General features: G+C 74.5%; 13 protein-coding genes. 4 read left to right on the top strand and 9 right to left on the bottom strand.

Annotated features, from left to right (window positions below):
* Positions 1-123: 123 nt before the first annotated feature.
* The 4 genes from AB0K60_RS22945 to AB0K60_RS22930 all read left to right on the top strand — a co-directional run bounded on the left by AB0K60_RS22945 (position 124) and on the right by AB0K60_RS22930 (position 5,901).
* Entirely contained in the window at positions 124-1,323 is a 1,200-nt protein-coding gene (locus AB0K60_RS22945) for a siderophore biosynthesis protein (RefSeq protein ID WP_364058375.1), read from the top strand.
* The gene (locus AB0K60_RS22940) at positions 1,320-2,996 is read left to right on the top strand and encodes an IucA/IucC family protein (protein WP_364058372.1); all 1,677 of its coding nucleotides are present in this window, start codon (positions 1,320-1,322) and stop codon (positions 2,994-2,996) included. Before AB0K60_RS22945 ends, AB0K60_RS22940 begins: the two co-directional genes overlap by 4 nt.
* 75 nt (positions 2,997-3,071) lie before the next feature.
* Complete coding sequence (locus tag AB0K60_RS22935) at positions 3,072-4,712, top strand: IucA/IucC family protein (RefSeq protein ID WP_364058370.1); 1,641 nt, start codon at positions 3,072-3,074, stop codon at positions 4,710-4,712.
* A gap of 52 nt (positions 4,713-4,764) precedes the next feature.
* Entirely contained in the window at positions 4,765-5,901 is a 1,137-nt protein-coding gene (locus AB0K60_RS22930) for an alanine racemase (protein WP_364058368.1), read from the top strand.
* An 11-nt stretch (positions 5,902-5,912) separates the two neighbouring features.
* Here the strand turns inward: AB0K60_RS22930 and AB0K60_RS22925 are convergent, their stop codons facing one another.
* The 9 genes from AB0K60_RS22925 to AB0K60_RS22885 form a co-directional block, all read right to left on the bottom strand.
* A complete protein-coding gene (locus tag AB0K60_RS22925) occupies positions 5,913-9,215 on the bottom strand; it encodes a UvrD-helicase domain-containing protein (RefSeq protein WP_364058365.1) in 3,303 nt (1,100 codons plus the stop codon).
* Positions 9,216-9,366: 151 nt separating this feature from the next.
* Positions 9,367-12,726, bottom strand: coding sequence for an ATP-dependent DNA helicase (locus AB0K60_RS22920; protein WP_364058465.1), 3,360 nt, complete (start codon positions 12,724-12,726; stop codon positions 9,367-9,369).
* Between the two features lie 212 nt (positions 12,727-12,938).
* Complete coding sequence (locus AB0K60_RS22915) at positions 12,939-16,022, bottom strand: CDP-glycerol glycerophosphotransferase family protein (protein ID WP_364058362.1); 3,084 nt, start codon at positions 16,020-16,022, stop codon at positions 12,939-12,941.
* A 63-nt stretch (positions 16,023-16,085) separates the two neighbouring features.
* Positions 16,086-16,388, bottom strand: a complete 303-nt coding sequence (locus tag AB0K60_RS22910; RefSeq protein WP_364058359.1) for an MGMT family protein — start codon at positions 16,386-16,388, stop codon at positions 16,086-16,088.
* A 43-nt stretch (positions 16,389-16,431) separates the two neighbouring features.
* Positions 16,432-16,824 (bottom strand): hypothetical protein, encoded by a 393-nt coding sequence (locus AB0K60_RS22905; protein WP_364058356.1) that lies wholly within the window; start codon positions 16,822-16,824, stop codon positions 16,432-16,434.
* Positions 16,825-16,946: 122 nt separating this feature from the next.
* On the bottom strand, positions 16,947-18,167 hold the full coding sequence (locus AB0K60_RS22900; RefSeq protein ID WP_364058353.1) for a S8 family serine peptidase: 1,221 nt from the start codon (positions 18,165-18,167) through the stop codon (positions 16,947-16,949).
* Positions 18,161-19,141, bottom strand: coding sequence for a hypothetical protein (locus AB0K60_RS22895; RefSeq protein ID WP_364058350.1), 981 nt, complete (start codon positions 19,139-19,141; stop codon positions 18,161-18,163). Before AB0K60_RS22895 ends, AB0K60_RS22900 begins: the two co-directional genes overlap by 7 nt.
* A 10-nt stretch (positions 19,142-19,151) precedes the next feature.
* The gene (locus tag AB0K60_RS22890) at positions 19,152-20,516 is read right to left on the bottom strand and encodes a S8 family serine peptidase (protein WP_364058347.1); all 1,365 of its coding nucleotides are present in this window, start codon (positions 20,514-20,516) and stop codon (positions 19,152-19,154) included.
* The gene (locus tag AB0K60_RS22885; protein ID WP_364058344.1) at positions 20,510-21,604 is read right to left on the bottom strand and encodes a hypothetical protein; all 1,095 of its coding nucleotides are present in this window, start codon (positions 21,602-21,604) and stop codon (positions 20,510-20,512) included. The genes AB0K60_RS22890 and AB0K60_RS22885 overlap by 7 nt, the downstream gene beginning before the upstream one ends.
* Positions 21,605-21,639: the final 35 nt, after the last annotated feature.

Genomic DNA, 21,639 nt, shown 5'->3' with positions numbered 1-21,639 from the left:
ACCGCACCGCTCTCACGTGACTCCCCGTGACGGTGTTTTTGGATGTCGGATCCTCACCTGATCTCCATTCGAGCTAAGATTCACCGGGTTAGGTAAGCCTTACCTGCACCGGGAGCACCTGCGTTGCGGCTGTACCTCACCACGCTCAATCCGACCGATTCGGTCATCGACGGCTTCCTGCCCGCCGCCGCCCGGCTGGGCTGGGACGTGACGATCCTCACCGACCAGCCCGCCCGGTACGGCGAGCACGCCGACGACGTGATCGAGACCGACGTCCGGGACGCCACAGCCGTGATCGACACGATCGCCGGCCACCACGCGCCCGACGTGATCTTCTCCAACTCCGACCACCTGCAGGCCGCCACGGCGCTCGCCGCCGCCTACTTCGGCCTGCCGGGCAAGGACTGGCGGGCGTGCCTGAGCGCCAAGAACAAGGCGCTCACCCGCCGCGCGCTCGCCGCCGCCGGGGTCGAGACGGTCCGCTCGGCACGGCTGCGCCCGCACACGCCGCCGCCGGACGGCCTGCCGTACCCGGTGGTGGTCAAGCCCCGCGAAGGCGTGGCGAGCGAGGACGTGGTGCTCTGCCACGACAAGGCGGAGCTCATCCGGGTCGCCTCGGCCATCTGGGCGCGGCGGCCGGGCGACACGCTGGTGGCCGAGGAGTATCTCCAGGGCCCGCTGCGCACGCTGGAGACGCTCGGCGACGACCGCGTCACACGGGTGATCGGCGGCTTCCGCACCGGGCTGGGGCCGCCGCCGTACTTCGTCGAGGAGCGGCTGGACTGGGACCCGCCGCGCGACGCCGCGCACGTGCTGCGCGCCCTCGACGCCCTGGGCGTGGGCTTAGGCGCCTGCCACACCGAGTATGTCGTGACCGGCGAGGGGCCACGAATCATCGAGGTGAACTACCGGGTGATCGGCGACAACTGCGACTTCCTGCTCGCCGACGTGCTCGGCGTCCCCCTGCACGAGTGGATCCTGCGGGTCCACGCGGGCGAACCCGCCCCGTCGCCCGTGCCCTCCCCCCGGTACGGCACCGCCGTCAGCGTGATCGCCGCCCAGGAGGGCGTGGTACGGCAGGCGCCGCCACCCGTGGCGCCCGCGACGGACGACACGGCGAACCCCGCGCGGCCCGCCGAGCCGGGCTTCGCGGGTGAGGTCCGCCTGTGGCACCGCCCCCTGCGGTCCGTGGGCGACCAGATCACCGTGACCAACACCAACCGGGACTACCTCGGCGTGATCCGCGCCGTCGGCCCCGACCGCGCCGCCGTCGAGGCGGAGATCTCCCGCTTCCGCCGGGCGCATCCGTGGGTGATCCGGTGACCACGGCCGTCGACCGCGGTCCCCTGCCCGGAGGGGAGGCCTACCTCGCCCGCCGGGTGCTCGACGCCCTGCTCAGGGAGGACTACGGCGGCCTCGCCCGGCGGGTCGTCCGCGATCGGACCGGCGTCGCGCTCGCGCTGCCCGGCGGACGGCGGGTGCGGCTCGCTCCGGGCGGCCTGTTTCAGGACTTCGTGGTCGATCCGTCCGAGTCGCCGCGCCTGTCCGAGGCGCTGCATACCTTGAGGAAGATCGCCGACCCGGCCGACGCGGCGGGCGTGGCCGCCTTCGCCGACGAGTGCCGCCGCGCCCTGCGCGCGCAGAACCTGCACGAACGGCACCGCGACGAGGTGCTGGACCGGCTGACGCGCCGATCGCCGCTCGGCCTCGCCGGATACGACGCGCTCGCGGCCTTCCTCGACCACCCGGTGTATCCGACGGCCCGCTGCCGGTTCGGCCTCTCCGACGCCGACCTGCGGGCGTACGCGCCGGAATTCGCGCCGGAGTTCCGCCTGCGCTGGGCGGCGGTGCCCGCCGAGCGGGTGACGCACGGTCCGGCGTCGCGCCGCGACGAGCCTTGGTGGCCGTCGTTCGCCGACGTGGGGCTCCCGGCGGGGCTGGCCCGCTCTCACACGCTGTTTCCCGTCCACCCGCTGACCGTCGCCGCCGTGCGGGACATGCCGGGGGTTCGCATCGGGGACGTCGAGCACCTGGCGGTGCGGCCGACGCTGTCGATGCGCACCGTCGAGATCGTCGGGCTCGGCGAATCGGGCGCGGCGAGCCCGGAGAGGGCGTCAAGCGAGGCGGGGCCGATTCACCTGAAGCTGCCGTTGACCACGAGCACGCTGGGCCTGCGCAACCGGCGCTCGATCAAGCCGTTCACGCTCGACGACGGCGCCGCCGCCGAACGCCTGCTGCGGGCGATCCTGAGCCGGGAGCCCCTGCCCGTGGAACTGGCCGACGAGCAGACCTACGCGCACGCGGACCACGAGTACCTCGGCTGGATGCTGCGCCGCCACCCCCCGGGCGAGATCGTCTCGGTGGCGGCGCTGCCCGCCCCGTTCCCCGGCTCCGGCCGGGTGATCGACGAGGTGGCCGCCCGCCACCACGGAGGCGACGTCGCGGCCCTGCTGCACGAGTACCTGACGGTCCTGCTCACCTGGAACGTCCGCCTGTTCGTCCGGTACGGCGTAGCCCTCGAAGCCCACCAGCAGAACCTGGCCCTCGTCCTCGGCCGCGGCCCGCTGCGCCTGCTGATCAAGGACAACGACGGCCTGCTCGCCTCCCCGAGCGCCCTGCGCGCCGCCGGTCTCGGCCCGCCCCCGCCGTTCCGGGACGAGCGCATGCTCACGGACGATCCGCACGCCCTGGCCGACGTGTTCGTCACCATCACCCTGCACCTCGCCGCCGCCGCGATCGCCTTCGGCGTCGCCGGGCGACAGGGCCTGCGCCTGGTCCGCGAGATCCTCGCCGCCGCGCTCGACGAGCACGGCGACCACCCGATGGCGCGCCTGCTGAGAGCCCGCACGCTCGACGCGGCCCGCCTGTCGGGCAAGTCGATGGTCACCGCCGGGACCCTCGTGGACAAGTCCCGCACCGGGGCCCGCGACGTCAACAAGTTCTACGGCACGAGCGGGCCGAACTACCTGCGCCACCCGCCGTCCGCGACGCCGTGACGCGCAACGCCGCACCGGCGCTTTTCAGCCATCCATAACCGTCATTTACTGATACCTCAAAGGGGCCCTACACCTATGGACAGCGTTGTGCTCGACTCACCCGTCGGCGTCGCCGAGAGAGCGTCGCTCGCGGCCCTGCTGCGCTGCTGCGTCCGCGAGGTCGCCGGACCACGCGGGCGGGTGTGGCCGGCCCGGCCGCACCTGCTCTTCCAGGTCGCCGGCACGCTCATCCGGGCCCGCGTGCACGGCGGCCAGGCGATGCGCGTCGAAGGCACGCCCGAGTGGCTGGCCGAGGGCGCGTGGCGGCCCCTCGGCGCCGACCTGCTCACCCGGCTGATCCAGGCCGAGCTCGGCGGGCACAACGAGGAGTTCGCCGCCCAGGTCGCCGACAGCCGCGAGGCCACGGCGACCCTGCTGAAGGAACGCGACGCGGCCGGCGCGCCCGCCGACCCCTGGCTCGCCTCCGAGCAGTCGCTGCTGTTCGGCCACCCCTTTCATCCGGCACCGAAGGCACGCGGCGACGCCGGCTGGCTGCCGTACGCGCCGGAGGTGCACGCCCGCTTCCCGCTGCGGCTGCTCGCCGTACGCGACGATCTGGCCGCCAGCGAGGGCGACACCGCCGTCCTCGACCGCCTAGGCGACGCCCCCGCCGGTTACACGCTGCTGCCCGCCCACCCCTGGCAACTCACGCTGCTCGCCGACGACCTGGCCGGGCCGCTGGCCGACGGGCGGCTGCTCGACCTCGGGGACGCGCCGGGCACCGTCGCCCCCACGTCCTCGGTGCGCACCGTGCACGACCCCGTCACCGGCCACTGCCTGAAGTTCAGCCTGAACGTGCGCATCACCAACTGCGTCCGGAAGAACTCCTGGTACGAGCTGATCGGCGCGGTCGATCTCACCCGCCGGCTCACGCCCGTGTTCGCCGAGCTGGCGGACGCGTTCCCCGGCACCCGATGGCTGCCCGAGCCCGGCTACCGGTCGGCGGCGATCACCCCACGCCTGTTCGAGGGCCTGGGTGTGATCGTCCGCGCGGACCCCCGGCCGGCGTGCGGCCCCGGCGTCACCCCGCTGCTCGCGGGCGCGCTCGCCCTCTCCGAGGAGGAGCTCCGCCTTGCCGGTACGGCCGTGCCGGACGTGGTGACGCAGGCGCGGCGACACGACCCCGAGGGCTGGTGGGCCGCGTACGTGGACCGGGTGGCCCCACCGGTCCTTGAGGCGTACTTCCGGCACGGGGTGGTGCTCGAACCGCACGTGCAGAACGTGCTGATCGGCGTGGACGCGAACGGATTCCCGGCGGAGGCGGTCTTTCGCGACCTGGAGGGCACCAAGCTCGTCGCCGGGCGGCACGACCTGTCGGGGCTGCCCGGCCGGGTCGCCGACGCTCTCACCTACGACGCCGAGCGCGGCTGGAAGCGCGTGGTGTACTGCCTGATCGTCAACCATCTGACGGAGATCGCCGCCACCATCGCCGCCGGGTCCCTCACCGGACCGTTCGCCGGGACCGGCCCGGACGCCGACACGGCCCCGCTGTGGGCGATCGCCCGCGAGCGCCTGTCCGCCTACGCCGAGCGGGCCGGATGGCCGCTGCCGCTGTCGGACCTGCTCGCCGGTGCACCGCTCCCGGCGAAGGCGAACCTGTCGGTGCGCTGGGTGGCCGCCGCCGACCGCGCGGCCGGGTACGTCCCCATCGCCAATCCGCTCGCCGGCCCGGCCTGATCCCGGCGCCTCGACCGGAAACAAGCACGGCGACGAACAGGGGAACAAGCGCATGACGACAGACGACGCTCTCGCGGCACTCGCCGGACGGCTGGCCGCCGCGGACGGCCTGCCCGCCTACGTCTACGACCTGGCCGCGCTGGACCGCCACGCGGCGGCGGTCCGGGCCGCGCTGGACGGCGTGGAGCTGTACTACGCCGTCAAGGCCAACCCCGACCCCGCCCTGCTCCGGGTCCTGGCTCCGTACGTGGACGGGTTCGAGGTGTCCTCGGGCGGCGAGGTGGCGCACGTGCTGTCGATCCTCCCGGACGCACGGCTCGCCTTCGGCGGTCCCGGCAAGACCGACGCCGAGCTGGCCCTTGCCCCGAAGGTCTCCCGCCTGCACGTGGAGAGCCCGTACGAGCTGCGCCGCCTGGCCGGTCTGCTCGACGGCGGCGACCCGGTGGACATCCTGCTCAGAGTCAACCTGGAGGCCGCCATCGAGGGCGCGGCGCTGACCATGGGCGGCGGGGCGACCCCGTTCGGCATGGACCACGCGGGAGTGGAGGAATGCCTGAAGCTCCTGGACCGCGACGACCGCCTCCGCCTGCGCGGCATCCACGCCCACCTGGCCAGCGGCCTCGACGCCCCCGCCCTGCTCGCCCTCGCTGCCGAGGTGCTCGGGTACGCCCGCGACCTGGGCCTGACCGAGATCAACCTGGGCGGCGGCATGGCGGTCTCCTACCGGAACCCGGCCCAGATGTTCGACTGGGCGGCCTACGGCCGCGGCCTGGCCGCGCTGCGCCGCCCCGGCGAGGTCCTGCGCATCGAACCGGGACGCGCCCTGACGGTCTACTGCGGCCACTACCTCACAGGCGTCATCGACATCAAACGCGTCCACGGCGAAACCTTCGCGATCGTCACCGGCGGCACCCACCACCTGCGCACCCCCGTCACCAAGGGCCACGATCAGCCCTTCACGGTCATCCCGGGCCGCACCACGGACGACCACCCTCGTATCCACGACCAGACCGTCACCGTGGTCGGCCAGCTCTGCACGCCGAAGGACGTCTTCGCCCGGAACATCCCCATCGCCCGCCTGGCCGTCGGCGACGTCATCGCCTTCTCGATGGCCGGCGCCTACGCCTGGAACATCTCCCACCACGACTTCCTGATGCACCCCAAGCCCGGGTTCCACCACCTCGGTTGAGCGATCGGCATTTAAGCGATCGGCACGGTTTCGATGAGGGCGGCCAGGCCGCGGGCGTCGAGGAGGTCGACCGGGCGGACGGTCTGGTTGTGGCGGACGTAGTGGAAGGCGGCGCTCACCCGGTCGAGGGGGACGCCGGCGAGGTCGGCCCAGGCGATGCGGTAGGCGGCGAGCTGCACCTCGGCGGCGCGGGCGGCCTCACCCCGGGGGCGTTCGCCGGTCTTCCAGTCGACGACGACGTAGCCGTCGCCCTCGCGGAAGACGGCGTCCATGCGGCCGCGGACGAGCTGGCCGCCGATCGTCGTCTCGAAGGGCACCTCCTGGTCGATGGGCCGCCGGCGGGCCCACTCGCTCTCCTCGAAGCGGGCCTGCAGTTCGCTCAGCTCGACCTCGGCGTCGGTCGGCTCGTCGGTCATGCCCGGAAGCTCGAAGTCGTCGATGAGCCGCTGCTGGCCCCAGCGGGTCTCCAGCCAGCGGTGGAAGGCGGTGCCCCGGCGGGCGAGCGGCGCGGGCTTCTTCGGCACCGGGCGGCGGATCTGCCGGGCCAGCGCTCGGGGGTCGGAGGCCAGCGTGACCAGGGACGACACCGACAGGTGGGCGGGTAGTTCGACGGCGCCGCCGCCGCGCCGCGCGAACTGCTCGCGTTCGCGCAGCAGCAGTTCGGCGTCTCTGGCCCAGGCCAGCATGCGCTCGGCCTCCTGGCCGACGGGGGCGACGGCGACCACGTCGTCGGCCATCGCCTCCTCGACCATGCGCGCCCCCGCGAGCACGGCCTCGTATCGGGGGCCGCCGGGGCGCATCGGCCACGCGGCCTCGGGCGGGCGGGCGAGCAGCGGGTTCTCCGCGCCCGCCACGGGGTCGTCGGCCCAGCGCCGCACCTCCGCGCCGGCGTCCCTGATCTCCAGCAGGAACTCCGACGGCTCCAGGGGCTTGGACGAGGCGCCCCAGCGGTAGCCGGAGGCGATCAGCAGGAAGTGGGCGCGGGTGACGGCCACGTAGGCGAGCCGCCGTTCCTCCAGCAGGTCCCGCTCGCGGCACTGCTCCTCGAAGTCGGCGAGGTCCTCCTTGGTCAGGCTCCGCAGGACCGGGAGGTCGGCGCCGTCGCCGCGCAGCGGGTACGGCAGTTTGCGGGGGTTCTCGGTCCAGCGGGAGTTGGTCACCGGGGTCGCCGGGAAGATGCTGCCCTTGGCGAGGGCGCCCTTCTGGGTGGTCGCCCGGGAGAGGCCCGGGACGATCACCACGGGCCATTCCAGGCCCTTGGAGGCGTGCACGGTCATCAGCTTGACGCTGTCGGTCTCGCCGACCCGCCCGGCCTCCAGGCCGAACTCCTCGGTCTCGGCGGCCTTCAGGTAGGCGAGGAAGGCGCCGAGCGTGGCGTCCTCGGAGTCGCCGGCGAACCGCGCCGCCGCGTCCAGGAACGCATCGAGGTCGGCGCGGGCGGCGAGCGGGCCGCCGCCCCGGGCGGCGACCTCGATGTCCAGGCCGAGCCTGCGCTCGACCTCGGTGATGAGGTCGGGCAGCGGCTGGCCCGCGTGGGCGCGCAGCACCCGCAGCTCCAGGGCGAGCCTCGGGAGCCGCTCCTGGGCGGCCGGGGAGAACCGGGCGAGCCACTCCGGCCGGTCGGGCAGCTCGTCCAAGGCGTCGATCAGGCTTCCCCGCTCCGCCTTGAGCTCGGCCAACGCCTGGTCGAGGGGGTCCGCCGCGCCGCCGGAGCCGCCATCGGAGCGGCCGTCGGGGCCGCCATCGGGACCCTCTGTGCCGTCGGGGCCGGAGCGCAGCTGCCGGTCGAGCTCGCGGGCGACCTCGCCGAGCTGGTGCAGGTCCCGCGGCCCGATGCGCCAGCGGGCCCCGGCGAGCAGGCGGACCAGCGCGTCCCCGGCGCCCGGGTCGTACAGCACGCGCAGCGTCGCCACGATGTCGGCGACCTCGGGCACCGTCAGCAGCCCGCCGAGACCGACCACCTCGACCGGGATGCCGCGCGCCTCCAGCGCCCGCCGCAGCGCCGGGAACTGCGCGCGTTTGCGGGCCAGGATCGCGATGTCGCGGGCCCGCACGGTCCGGTCGCGCTCGTTCTCGGACCAGGGCAGGCCGTCGGGGGCGAGCTCGTGCCCGAGCAGCGCGGCCACGCCCTCGGCGATCCACGCGGCCTCGTCCTCTGCGGTCTCGTGAAAGGCGGCGATCACCCGCCCGCGCCCGGCCCGGTTCTCGCCCGGCCGCAGCACCGGCACCTGCTGGTCGGGCGCGGCGGCCTCGCGGCGCAGCGGCTCCTGGACGCGTGCGGCCACGTCGAGCACGCGCTCGCCGTTGCGGAAGCTCATCGACAGCCGGGCCACGCTCGCCGGGGACCCGTCCGCGGCCGGGAAGTCGGTGGCGAACCGGCGCAGGTTGCCCGCGGACGCGCCGCGCCAGCCGTAGATCGACTGGCAGGGGTCGCCGACGGCGGTCACCGGGTGGCCGCCGCCGAACAGCGAGCGCAGCAGCACGAGCTGGGCGTGGCTGGTGTCCTGGTACTCGTCGAGGAGCACCACCGAGAACCGGCCGCGCTCGATCTCGCCCACCTCGGGATGGCGGGAGGCGATGCGGGCGGCGAGCGCCATCTGATCGCCGTAGTCGATCACCTCGCGGGCGCGCTTGAGCCGGACGTACTCCTCGACCAGCGGCAGCAGCTGCTCGCGCATCGCCTGGGTCCGCAGCGACCGCTGCTGCAGGAGCGTCGCCCGTCCGGGAACGGCCGCGAGCATGCGCTCCAGCCACTCCCCGACGGCCCGCACGTCGTCGGCCCCGCACAGGTGCTCGGCCATCTCCCCCGCCAGCTCAAGCACCGCCGCCGTCACCGAGGCCGGGGCCAGGTCGATCCGGTCCATCGGCCCGTCGTACGTCCCGACCACCCGGGACGCGAGCTGCCACGCGACCGCCGGGCTGACCAGCCGCATCGTCGGCTCCAGCGCCTCACGCAGCGCGTGGTCGGTGACCAGCCGGGCCGCGTACGCGTGATAGGTGGACACGGTCGGCTCGCCGTCGAGGGCGTCGCGCTCCATCAGCCCGGCCTCGGCGAGCCCGGCCAGTCGCTTGCGCACCCGGGCGGCCAACTCGGCGGCGGCCTTCCGCGTGAACGTGAGCCCCAGCACCCGCTCGGGCCGTACGAGCCCGTTGGCGACAAGCCACACCACCCGCCCGGCCATCGTCTCGCTCTTGCCGGACCCGGCGCCCGCCATCACCACCATGGGCTCCAGCGGCGCCTCGATCACCGCCGTCTGCTCGGGAGTGGGCGGCAGGATCCCCAGCCGCTCCGCCAGCTCCCCCGGCCTCACCATGCGCCCCTCCCGTTGCCGCGCCCCCGGAAGGACAAGCGAACCACAAGACTCCGACATCCCGCCGCCGATGTCCGCGCCTGATCGCGGCAAGCGGGCTGAGGGGCCACCGAGTTGAGGGGCGCCGAGTTGAGGGGCGCCGATCCGAGCAGAGTCAGGTGACCTGGCCGCCGTTGTCGTTGACGGGGCAGGTCGCCTTCACGGCGCAGGTGCGGCAGCCGTCGTTGACCTTGGCGGTGAAGACCGGGGAGGACATGCCGGTCGCGACGGTGTCGACGAGGTCCTTGGCCCAGCCGGGGTCGGGGTCGTCGGTGAGGGCGCGCTGGGCCTGCTCCTTGGCATCCTTGCCGGCCGCCTTGCCGACCTGGACGAGCGCGGCCCCGCCGGGGCGGGTGAGGCCGTGGCGTTCGAACGCGCCGAGGAGGACGGCGAGTTGGTAGACGCCGAGTTGCGGGTGCCGGTCGAGGTCGCTTTCGGATGGTTTGGCGCCGCCGGTCTTGATGTCGATGATCACGGCGCGGCCGTCGCGGTCGCGTTCGACGCGGTCCACGCGGCCCCGGATCTGGACGCCCTCGCCCGCCATCGCGGTGAACGCCTCCTCGAAGGCGACGAGCTCGCGCTGGTTGTGCTCGTGCCAGTCGAGGAAACGCGCCACCATCCGCTCGGCGACCGCCCGCTGCTTGCGGTTGTACCACAGGCCGCCGAAGTCCAGTTCGCTCCAGATCTCGTCGAGGCGTTTGACGAGGGTGTCGGGGGCGTCGTCGACGGCGGCCAGCGCCGCGATCGCGTGGATCACCGAGCCGAGGCCGCGGGCCATGTCGGCGCCGCTCGCGCCCACGGCGTTCTCCAGCAGCCAGCGCAGCCCGCACTTGGTGAAGCTCTCTACCGCCGAGGGGGAGATCGTCACGACGCCTCCGGGCCAGGCGAGCGGCCGGTCGTCGGAGATGGTGGTGAGCGCGTACCACTCGGACGGGGACGCGCCGGGCACCCCCGCGCGGGCGAGGCGGGCCAGGTGACCGGCGGCGGCGCGCCGTACCGGCTCGGGGCGGTCCACGTCGCAGACGGCGGCGCGCAGGTCGGCGACGAGCGCGGACATGTTCAGCCAGCGCGCCCGCTCGTCCACGGTGGCCGCCTCGACCTCGCCGGGCAGCAGTTCGGTGAGGAAGCGGGAGGGGCGTTCCTCGGTGTCCTCGCCGCCGACGGCGGTGACGACGAGCCGGCGGCGGGCGCGGGTCGCGGCGACGTAGAACAGCCGCCGTTCCTCGGCGAGCATTTTCGAGATCAGGGCGGCGGCCTCGGCGTCCGCGGAGGCGGGGGACGCGGGGGTCCGTCCGCGGCGGGCGGGGCGGACCGTCAGGTTCTCCGGGGGCGGTACGCCGGGGCCGTCGGCGGCGGGCAGCGTTCCGGCCCCGGAGAGGGCGTCGGGGATCCGGCGGGGACCCACGCCGATCGAGGACCCGGCCGCCAGTTCGACGAGCGCCTCGATGCCGAGCAGCGAGCCGCGCAGCCGCAGATCGGGCCAGACGCCCTCCTGTACGCCCGCCACGACCACGACGTCCCATTCCAGGCCCTTGGACCGGTGCGCGGTCAGGATGCGCACCGCCTCGCCGTCGGGCGCGTGCTCGGCCAGCGTGTCCTCGGGGATCTCCTGGGAGGTCAGGTCGTCGAGGAACACCTCCACGCCCGCCCGGGGCATGCGGTCCACGAACCGGGCCGCGTGGTCGAACAGCGCCACCACCGCGTCGAGGTCGCGGTCGGCCTGCGCCCCCCGCGCCCCGCCGGACAGGCTCGCCTCCATCCAGCGCTCCGACAGGCCGCTCGCCTGCCAGGTGATCCACAGGGCCTCCTCGGCGGTCGCGCCCCCGCGGATCGCCTCGCGGGCCGTGGCGATCAGCTTGGCGACGCGCTGGGCGGGCGCGGCCACGTGCGGCTCTATCGTGATCAGCTCGCGCGGGTCGCGCAGCGCGGCGACGAGCAGTTCGTCGGGCGTACGGGGCGGCAGCGGCAGCTCATCCACGACCGCCCGCCCATCGCCGACCGTCTCACCGGCCCGCGTGTCGTCGCCGTGGCGACGGCTCCCTGCGGCGTGCTGGGCGTACGCCTCCTGCTCGGCCACCCGCAGGGCGCGCCGCAGCCGCCGCACGCCGATGGCGTCGCTTTCCCCGATCGGGCCGATGAGCAGCTCCTCCGCCGTGCCGACGTCGAGCCGCTGTGGCCGGGCCGCCACGCTCAGCACGGTGATCAGCGGGCGTACGCCGGGTTCGCGGATGAGCGGCACCTCGTCGCCCGCGACCACGACCGGCACGCCCGCGCTGAGCAGCGCCCGGCGCAGCACCGGCACCAGGCGGATCGCCGACCGCACCAGCACCGCCATGCGCGACCACGGCACGCCGTCGAGCAGGTGGGCGCGGCGCAGGGTGTCGGCGACGACGGCGGCCTCCTGGCTCTCGCTGTCGGCGAGCACCACCCGCACCTCGCCGGGCGCGGTGCCCGGCACGGGCTCAAGGTCGCGATGACCGGCCCGGTCCTCGGAGTGGCCCGGCGGCACGGGCAGCCTGCGCGCCACGCGCCGGGAGGCGGCGAGCAGTTCTGCGCCGCTGCGGCGGCACACCCGCAGCGCGATGACCGGCGCCTGCTCGCCCGCGCGGGTCCGGAAGCGCTCGGGGAAGTTCATGATGCCGCGCACGTCCGCGCCGCGGAAGCCGTAGATCGACTGGTCGGGGTCGCCGACGGCGATCAGGTCGCGGCCGTCGCCCGCGAGGCGGCGCAGCAGCTGCTCCTGGGCCGGGTCGGTGTCCTGGTACTCATCGACGAACACCACGTCGTACGCCGCGCGCTCACGCCGCAGCACCTCGGGGTCGTCGAGGTGGGCGACGGCGGCGCGGATCAGCTCGGCGTAGTCGAGCGTCGGCACCGGGTCGAGGTCGAACCGGGTGGCGTAGCGGAAGGAGAACTCGCCCGCCGCCACCCAGTCCTCCCGGCCGTGGCGGCGGCCCAGCTCGATCAGATCGTTGCCGTCGAGGCCGCGCTCGGCCGCGCGGGCGAGGAAGTCGCGCAGCTCCTCGGCGAACCCGCGGGTCTTGAGCAGCTCGCGCATGTCGGCGGGCCAGTGCGGCGCGCCCTCCTCCAGCTCGCCGTGCAGCAGCCGACGCACCTCAAGCAGTTGCTCGGGGCCGGTGAGCAGGCGGGGCGGGGGCTCGCCGGCGAGTACGGCCCGGCGGCGCAGCAGGGCGTGCGCGTAGCTGTGGAAGGTGAGCGCCAGCGGCGTCTTGGTGGTGCGGCGCATGCGAGCGGTGATGCGATCGCGCAGCTCGCCCGCCGCCTTGCGGCTGAAGGTGAGCACGAGGATGCGCCCGGGGTCCACGCCACGCCGTTCGACGCGATGCGCGACGCTCTCCACGATCGTGGTGGTCTTGCCGGTGCCGGGCCCCGCGAGCACGAGCAGCGGGCCGCCCGGATGCTCCACGACCGCCCGCTGGTGCTCGTCGAGCACGGGAGCGGGCCCCCGCCCCATGCCCCCGGGCCGCACCAGGCGGTAGGTCTGACCACTCACGGCTCACTATTCCAGCAGATCACAGCCGTTGATCGTGCAACATCCAACGAGCTGCGGATCACGTTATCGCCGCGATCACCTGCGTACCGGGACGACACGCCGCCCGACGACCAGGCCGATTACCCGCGAATCGCCGCCTTTGGCCCCTCGAACGCCCGCGCCGGACAAATCCGTCAGGGCTGCCCGAAGACGTGATCGACCAGGCGCAGGGTGGCCTTGCCGTCGTCGTGGGGGGCGTGCAGGCGGACGAATGCGGCGTAGCGGTCGGCGTACTCGGCGGTGACGGTGTCCAGGGAGCGGAGGGCGTCGACGACGTCGGACTGCTCGAAGAGCAGCGGGCCGGGGGCCTCGGTGGCCAGGTCGAGGTAGAGGCCGCGGTTGGCGTCGTAGCGCTGCAGGTCGGGGGCGAACAGGATGACGGGCTTGCCGGTGACGACGAAGTCGAACATGACCGCCGAGTAGTCGGTGATCAAAACGTCCGCGACCAGCAGCAGCTCCGCGATGTCGGGGTACGTGGTGACGTCGAGGGCGAAGGCTCCGTGGCCGGAGCCGCTCGACTTGGCCTTGGCCTTCGCCACGGCGGCCCGGCGGGCGAGCAGTTTGGGGGTCGGTTTGCCGGTGGTGGCGGGCGCGGGGGCGACCGGCAGGGATTCGGCGGCCATCGCCCTGGCGGCGGCCGAGTCGGGGGCGGCCAGGCCCGGGGCCGACGGGTAGGCCTGCAGCGGATGGCCGCGTACCAGCAGGACGTGGTCGTAGCCGAGCGCCTTGCGCATCTCGACCAGGTCGAAGCGCACCGAGCTGTTCTTGCGGTCGTTGTCGCGCGAGGTGGGCGCGTACAGCACGAGCTTCTTGCCCTCGGGCACGCCCAGCCTGCGCCGGATCGCCGCCGCCAGGTCGTCGCGGTCGCCGACGGCGATCAGGTCGTTGCGCGGCAGGCCGCTCTCCAGCATCTCGCCGTCGTAGGCGAACGCGCGGCGCAGGATCGCCCCCGCCCAGGGGCTCTGCGCGACCAGCAGGTCCCAGTTGCGCACCTCGGCGGCCTGCCGGTGCCAGACCGGCGGCTTGGGGTCGCGGGCCATGTGCGCCTGGTCGTTGCCGATGCGCTTGAGCGGCGTGCCGTTCCAGGTCTGCACCACCACCTGGTCCTCGCGGGCGCGGAACCAGGTGGGCAGCGCGGAGTTGGTCACGATGTACCGGGATCGGGCCAGCGCCTCGTAGTGCTCCCGGCCGCCCTCGCGGACCACGCGCGGGGTGATCCCGGGCCCAGAGCCCAGCATGGCCGAGTCCGGCGGGATGAACGCGCCGTCGCGCACCACCCAGATGTGCTCGCGGTCGTCGCCGCGGCGCAGCCGCTCCTCGTACACCGCGCGCGGGTTGTCGGCGTAGAAGCGGCCGTCGAAGCTGACGTAGACGGTCGCGTCGCGCGGCTCGCGGGTGCGCTCGGCCGGGTAGAAGACGCGGCGCAGCGCCCAGTTGCCCGCCGCGCCCTTCTCGTCGTCGGGGATGCGCTCGGCCGCCACGATCATCGGTACGTCGAACCGGGTGGACTCCACCTGGTAGGTACGGCCGTCCACCTCGACCGGCGACTCGTCCAGGGTGGCCAGCGCGGCGTGGTCGAAGCGCACCGGCACGCTGATCGGACGGCCCCTGGCCAGGCCGTTGACCGTCAGGCTCCAGGGGCCGGACGGCAGCGGCACGGTGCCGCCGAAGCGGGGCATGGCGCCGGGGGCGAGCCGTGCCGAGAAACGGGGGCCGCGGCGTTCCAGCGGGATGTGGAAGGTGAGGCCGGAGGTGTGGCGCAGCACCAGCTCGCGCGGGCCGGGGTCGGGGTCGGGGTAGTCGCCTTCCAGGGTGAGGGTGCCGTCCCGCCAGGTGGCCGAGGTGATGAAGGGGCGGATGCGGTGCGCGGCGATGGTCACGCGGTCGCGGCGGTCGCGGAGCACGGTGATCTCGCGCTCGCCGATCGTCAGGCGGGCCTCGGCGTCCCCGGTGAGCTGCACCGTCGCGGCGGGCAGGCCCTTGGGCTCCACCCACAGCCGGCGCACCTCGCGCTCCTTGAGCAGGGTCTGCGCGGGAAGCGTCAGGCGGAACCGGGTGCCGCCGTCGACCGGGGTGAAGTCGGCGGCCACGCGGTAGCCGCCGAGCCGGGCCCGGCCCTTCTCGAACGGACGGCCCGGCAGGAAGCCGACCAGTTCCACGGTGTCGGAGTCGTCCTCGCCGCCGGTGAGGCGGGCCGACAGCAGCTCCGCCCGGGTCGGCTGCAGCACGACCTGGAGCGCCCGGTCGGAGGTCCACACCGGGCGCACCCAGAGGCCGGGCTTGAGCTCAAGGCCGTCGGGGCGCTCGGTACGGCCCGGCGTCGGGCCGCGCAGCGGGCCGGTGGCGCGGGCCATCCGGCTCCAGATCACGATCTCGGTCCGCCAGGTGGTGGTGTCGCGGACGATCGCGCGCCCGCGCAGCAGCCGCTTCGCGCCGCGGACCACCGCCCGGATCCCAGCCCGCCAGCGCAGCGAGAACGGCCGCAGCTCGGCGGTGAAGCCCGCCCAGTCGTAGTTGCAGCCGGGCTCGGCGGCGCCGTGGGTGGCCTGGGGGCGGTGGATGCGGGTGGTGCGCAGCGCGATCGGCGGCAGCCAGCGCGGGCCGTACAGGACGACGGTGGCCCGGTTGAAGCGGCGGCTGCGCACCGACAAACCGGCCAGGTACGCGTGGCCGGTGATCCGCAGCCGGCCGTCCTCGCCCCACGAGATGTCGTCCACCTGCGTGACCGGGACCAGGTCGGCGCGGCGCAGGCGCAGCAGCCGGGGCTCGGCCGGCACGGGCAGCTCGGCGTACCAGCGCAGGCCGCGGCGCACCCGGCGGGACGGCTCGGCCTCGGCGGCGGCGAGCTTGGCCAGGTCCTCGCTCTCGGCGAGTTCGGTCGGGTCGCGCGTCTCGATCAGGTGGTAGGCCAGGCGGCGCCCGACGGGCAGGTTGAGTTTGACCCGGGGCTCGACGGTGGCGAGAAAGGGGCGCAGCGCGTCGATCGCCTCCCGCCGCCGCTCGGGGCCGCGCTTGGCCGCGCTGTCGAGCCGCGCGCCGAGCGGCCCGGCGAGCACCTCGGCGTGCAGCCGGCGGCGTTGCCCGCGGGAGAGACCGGAGGCGTCGACCGCGGAGGCGAGCCCCTCCAGCGCCTCTCCCCGGTCGAACAGGTCCTGGACGGCCCGCAAGCGCTCGGCGAACACGTCGCCTGGGCGCGCGGACGTCGCGCCGGTGGGCATGGAGAGGCACCACCTTTCCGGAAAGGCTCGGCTATACCGGTATTCCAACGATGGTAATGCCGTTCAGCGTGAGCTTCCGTCCCAGCGTGCCACACGCATGTCCGCCCGCTCTCCGCGTAACGGCGTTCCCTCCTCCCGCCACCTGGCCAGACACTGCCGTTCGTGACCGGGCGGAGGCGTTCCGTCCGCGCGGATGACACGCCACCAGGGGACCGCGCCGCCGTAGGTGGACATCACGCGGCCCACCTGGCGGGGGCCGCCCTCACCGAGGTACTCGGCGATGTCGCCGTAGGACATCACCTTGCCGGGCGGGATCCGCTCGACCACCTCAAGCACCCGCTCGACGTAGTCCGGTCTCACCGCCACCCCTCACTGAGGCCCCTCACTGGGGCCCCTCATCGGGTCCCTTTTATTCGCTCCACTGCGCCGGGCCGATGGCCAGGATCTCCTCCATCTTGCCGAACTCGAACACCGAGGAACCACTCACCTGCTCCACCACGCCGTCACGCACGCGGTAGACCTCCCCGTCCTCGCCCACCAGACGCGCGCCCAGCACGTCCGACAGGCGGACCAGCTGGGCCACCTGCCAGTCCGACAGCGGCTCGCCGGTGAGCGCTCCCGTGGCCCCTGCGCCAGCCTGACGCCAGGCGGCGACCACGTGTACCCCGTCCTCGTGGCGGGCGACGATCTCGCCGGACTCCTGTGACCCGCGCACCCCGAAACCCGCTTCGGCCACCGACGGTTCGGCGAGTTCCGCGTAGGCGAGCGGCGACTCACGCTCAACGCGCAGCTCGTACCCCATGAGCCGCGACCTTAGCGAACCATCCGCGCCCGCCGGTGCCGGAAAAGCCCCGATCGACGAGAAGCAGCCGAAACGCTCCCAAACAGCGTCTAAATCGCGCCCGAATCGCATCCGACGCGTGATCAACGACGGTCGGTACGCCGCATCAGGATGATCAGCGCGCCGGAGAAGGCGACCAGGCCGAGCGCCACGCCCACGCCGTAGGCCCACATGCGGAAGGGGTCGGGCCCGGGGCGGGACGGTCCCTGCGAGGGCGGCTGGTCGCCGAAGCGGTACTCCTTGTCCACCGGAACGCCGTCCCGGTAGGCCGCGAGCGTCGCGGCCCGGTCGAGGGCGGCCGCCGCGTCGACCACGCCGAAGCCGGACCGGTCGTCGTATCCGGATTCCAGACGGCCCCGCGCCGTCGAGGTGAGGGCCCGGGAGATCAGCTCGGGACGCAGGGTCGGGTGCTTGGCCTTGATCAGCGCGACCACGCCGGCCACCAGCGCGGCCGAGGCGTCGGTCGAGGAGACCTTGTCGTACCCGCCGCCGGGCCGCGCCGCGGGCACCTCGACGCCGGGGGCGGTGACAAGGACCGACAGGTTGTCGCTGCTGAACTCGGCCACCGCGCCGCTCTTGTCCACCGCGCCCACGCCCACCACGCCGGTGTAGCCGGCCGGGAAGCGCCAGTACGAGGTGCCCGTCGACCGGCTGGACTCGCTCGCGCCGTCGTCGCCCACCGCGGCCACCACCGGAACGCCGCGGGACAGGGCGTAGGCGACCGAGTCGCTGTCCAGGCGCTGCGCGCCGTACCGGCCGCCGGGGACGGCGATCACGGTGGCACCGTGGTTCACCGCGTAGCGGATCGCGCGGGCCATCGCGCTGTCCTCGACGCCGAGGCCCGGCGGCATCATCCGGCCGGTCACCTCGACCGTCACCGGGATCGACAACAGGCGCGCCTCGGGCGCCACTCCGGACAGCGCGCCGTCGCGGCCCGACCCGGCGATGAGCGAGGCCATCCGGGTGCCGTGCGCGCCCACCGGGGACTCCAGGTCGCCGAAGACGAAGCCGGACAGGTCCGGGCCCTCGGTGAGGCGGCCCTTGAGCTCCTTCAGCGACGGCTGCACCTTGGTGTCCAGCAGCGCCACGGTCACGCCGGCGCCCTTGGTCGACTCCCAGGCCTTCTCGACGTTGAGCGCGTCGAACACCCACCGCTGCTCCTTGCGGATCTCGGCGGCGTCCGCCGAGGCGGGGGCGGCGGCCGGGAGCAGCACGAGGGCGCACGCCGCCAGGACGGCCAGCGGTTTGGCCAGCGGTCCGGCGAGCGGTCCTGAAAGCGATGATCCGGGCGGTCGTCTCAGCACACGTTCCCCTGGGTGCAGCGCGGTACGTCGGGCGGCTGGCCGAGGGCGCGGGCGATCCGCCCGCCGATCGACTGGGCCACCGGCCACAGCTCGCTGTGCAGGATCTCCTCCGGGGGCACCTGCTGGCGGGTGCGGCCGTCGGCGTAGCCGGAGGCGGTGAAGACGATGTACGGCCCCGCCCCCACCCAGGCGGTCCGCTGCCGCTGCGCGGCCCCGAACGACTCGGTCACGGTGCCGGGGAAGGACACCGGGCGCACGCCGACCCGGTCGTCCACCGGCAGCTTGGCCGCCGCCACGACTCTGGACTCCTCATCGCGCAGCACGGCCACGCCGACCGTGATGGCGTAGGTGGCGGACTGGTCGACGTAGGTGGCGCGCAGCAGGGTGCGGCAGCCGTACCCCTCGAGCACCTTGGCGACCGGGGCGTCGAGCCCGGCCCGGCAGCTCGCCTCGGGGGCGATGCCGACCCGGCGGGCGAGGCGCTGGGAGCGGCCCAGGCCGATGTACTCCACCTCGTCGGGGAAGACCATGGTGGCCGGCCAGGAGTGCCAGCGGCGGGCCACGTCCTGGCGGACGTACTCGGCGCGCTCGGCGTCGGTGAGCGGCCGGGACCTGGTCTCCTGCAGCAGGCCGACGGCGCCGAGCAGGACGTTGGTCGCGGCGATCACCAGGACGACGCTCACCAGCGACAGGAACAGGCCGCGGCGGCGCACCCCCTGCCGCAGCTCCTCCTGCTCGCGGGCGGCCTGCGCGGCGGCGGCCGAGCGCCGCCCGCCGAGCCAGGACCGACCGGCCGTGCCCGCGCCTGCCCGTGCCGCGCCCGCGCGCGGCCCGGCGGACGCGCCCAGATTGGGTGTCCTGACTCCTGAGGCGCGCACGGGCCAGGGCGCGCCTCGTCTGGCCTTTGCGCCGGTGCCCGCCGCCCTGGGCGCCGGGCCTTTCCCCGTGCGCTTGCCGGGCGGCTCAGGCTTCATAACTATGATGCTACGTCGTTAACGCGGCTCGATGTGGTTCCGGTACCTCTTGTGGTATTTGTTCTTCTTTTCGTTTTACGCGGCGTAACAGGATGAACATCACGCTCAGACAGACGAGCGCGCCCACCCCCGCAGCCGCCGCGACGCCGGTGTAAAAGGTGATCTCCCGCTGGTCGCGCCGCACCACCTGGATCGGGCCGGTGTCGAGCCGCGGCACGCCCGCGCCCGGCTTCACCGGCTTGGCCGGGTCCTGTACGCCCGGACCTGTGGCCGTGAGCCGGTGCCGCGCCAGCACGGCCGCCTGACGCAGCGCCAGCGCCGCGTTCACCACGCCGAACCCGGTGCCGGGGTCGTAGCCGCCGGCCGGTCGGCGGCTCACGCCCGCGGTGATCGCCTGCACGACCAGCGCCGGGGACATCCGCGGGTACCGGGACTTGATCAGGGCGGCCACCCCGGAGACCAGCGCGGTCGCCTGCGAGGTGCCGCGCCCGACCCAGTACTCGTCGCCGGGGCCCGCGCCCAGGATGTCCACGCCCGGCGCGGCCACCGTGACCAGCGAGTTGCGGTTGGAGAACGACGCACGGTGCAGCCCCTTGTCGGCCGCCGCCACCGAGATCACCCCGGGGAAGGACGCGGGATAGGAGTAGGGCGCGTTGCGGCGGCCCGCGCCCTCGTTGCCTGCGGCGGCGACGAGCACCACGCCCTTGGAGATCGCGTAGCTGATCGCGGCGCGTTCGGCCCGGGTGGGCTGGTCCTTGGAGATCGACATGTTGATGACGTCCGCGCCCCGGTCCACGGCGTAGCGGATGCCGCGCGCCACGACCCGCTCGTAGCGCGCCTCGGAGTTGAAGACGCGGAAGCCCGGCTCCTCGTCCTCCAGGATCACGCGCACCGACAGGATCCGGGCCTGCGGCGCCACGCCGATCACGCCGTCGCCGCGGCCGGGGCCGTGACCGTGCCCGGCGATCAGCGAGGCCATGTAGGTGCCGTGCAGCCGGCGCGGCGCGACGCCGGGCGGGTTGGCGCCGACGGTGAAGTCCCTGCCGGTGACGACCGAGCCCGCGAGGTCGTGGTGCCGGGGGTCCACGCCCGAGTCGAGGACGGCGACCGTCACCCCCTTGCCCCGGGTGACGCGCCAGGCCTGCTCCACGCCGAGGGTGCGCAGCACCTCCGCCTGGCTGCCGCGTACCTGGTCGGCCCGCGCGGTCCCCGGCGTGAACGCGGTCACCGCCGTCAGGAGCGCGACCAGAACCGTCGCCAGGGCCGTGACCGAGCGCATGGTTGAGCGCGCGGGGCATGTGGCGCTGCGGGCGGGCACCACCTGGGGCACGGCCGCCCGCCGTTCGCGTGGTCCGGTCGTCTCGCGGGTCAGCACAGCCACTCCTCGGCCGCGCAGTCGAGCCGCGCCGGGGTGACCAGGGTGCGCAGCACCCCGTCGGCGAGGTCCGTGGTGAAGGCGAACAGGGTCGCCCGCTGCCGTCCGACGGCCCGCGCCGGGCGGCCGTCCACCTGCCCGGCCGTCACCGCCACCACGTACGGCCCGGCCTGCCGCGCGTAGCCGTGCTGACGTCCCGCCGCCGTGAACCGGTCGGTCACCGTACCGGGGAAGGCGAGGGCGCGCAGGCCCGGCGACGGCCGTCCGGCGCGGGGGAAGGCGGCGTACGCCGCGGCGGCGGACGCCGAGTCGGGGAAGGCCGCGACGCCGATGGTGACGACCACCCCTTGGAGGGCGTCGAGGTAGGTGGCGCGCAGCACGGCGCGGCAGTGCGCGGCGCGCAGCGGCGCCCGCAGCCGGGCGTCCACGGCCGCCGCGCACTCGGTGCGGGAGGAGACGCCGACCCGCCGCGCCCGCTCGGAGCCCCCCTGTTCGGTGACGTACGACAGCGTCGGCGGGAAGATGCGGTCGGCGGGCCACACCTGCCATCGCCGGGCGATCTCGTCGGCGGTGGCGCGCTGGATCTCGGCGGCGTCCGGCCCGCGGGTCATCTCCGCCCCGGCCGTGCTGGCGGCGATCCCCGCGACGACCGCGCAGAGCAACGCGAGCACGGCGGACACCACCACGGCGGGCCAGGCGCGCGAACGGGACCGCGACCCGCCCCGCGCCGGGCGCGGCGGAGCGCCGCCCGGCTTATCCGGCGCGGGAGGCTCCGGCGGTGGCGGGTACGGCGGTGGCGGGTACGGCTCACGCGCGAAGTCCGGCGGGTCGTACGGTCCGCGCGGCTCCACGATCGCGCCGTTCGGCTCGACGAGCCCGGGCGAGGCGACGGTCCGCTCGAACGGCGCGAAGCCCTCGCGGGATCGCGGGGGCGGCTCGAACGACGGCGGGTACGGCCCGCGCGCCCCCACGGTCACCTGGTCGTACGGCCCGTGCGCGGCCGCGGACGCCCTGCCGCCCGGGGGCAGGCGCGGCTCGGCGGGTGGCCGAACGCCAAACCCCCCGATCTGCCCGCTCTGCTCGCCCACCTGCACGACTCTAACCGCGCTTGCCGCTCGTCATC

Source organism: Thermopolyspora sp. NPDC052614 (assembly GCF_040678635.1).
In the GTDB taxonomy this organism is placed as follows: domain Bacteria; phylum Actinomycetota; class Actinomycetes; order Streptosporangiales; family Streptosporangiaceae; genus Thermopolyspora.
Note: the sequence above shows the minus strand (reverse complement) of the source record. Positions and strands in the feature narration are given on the sequence as shown.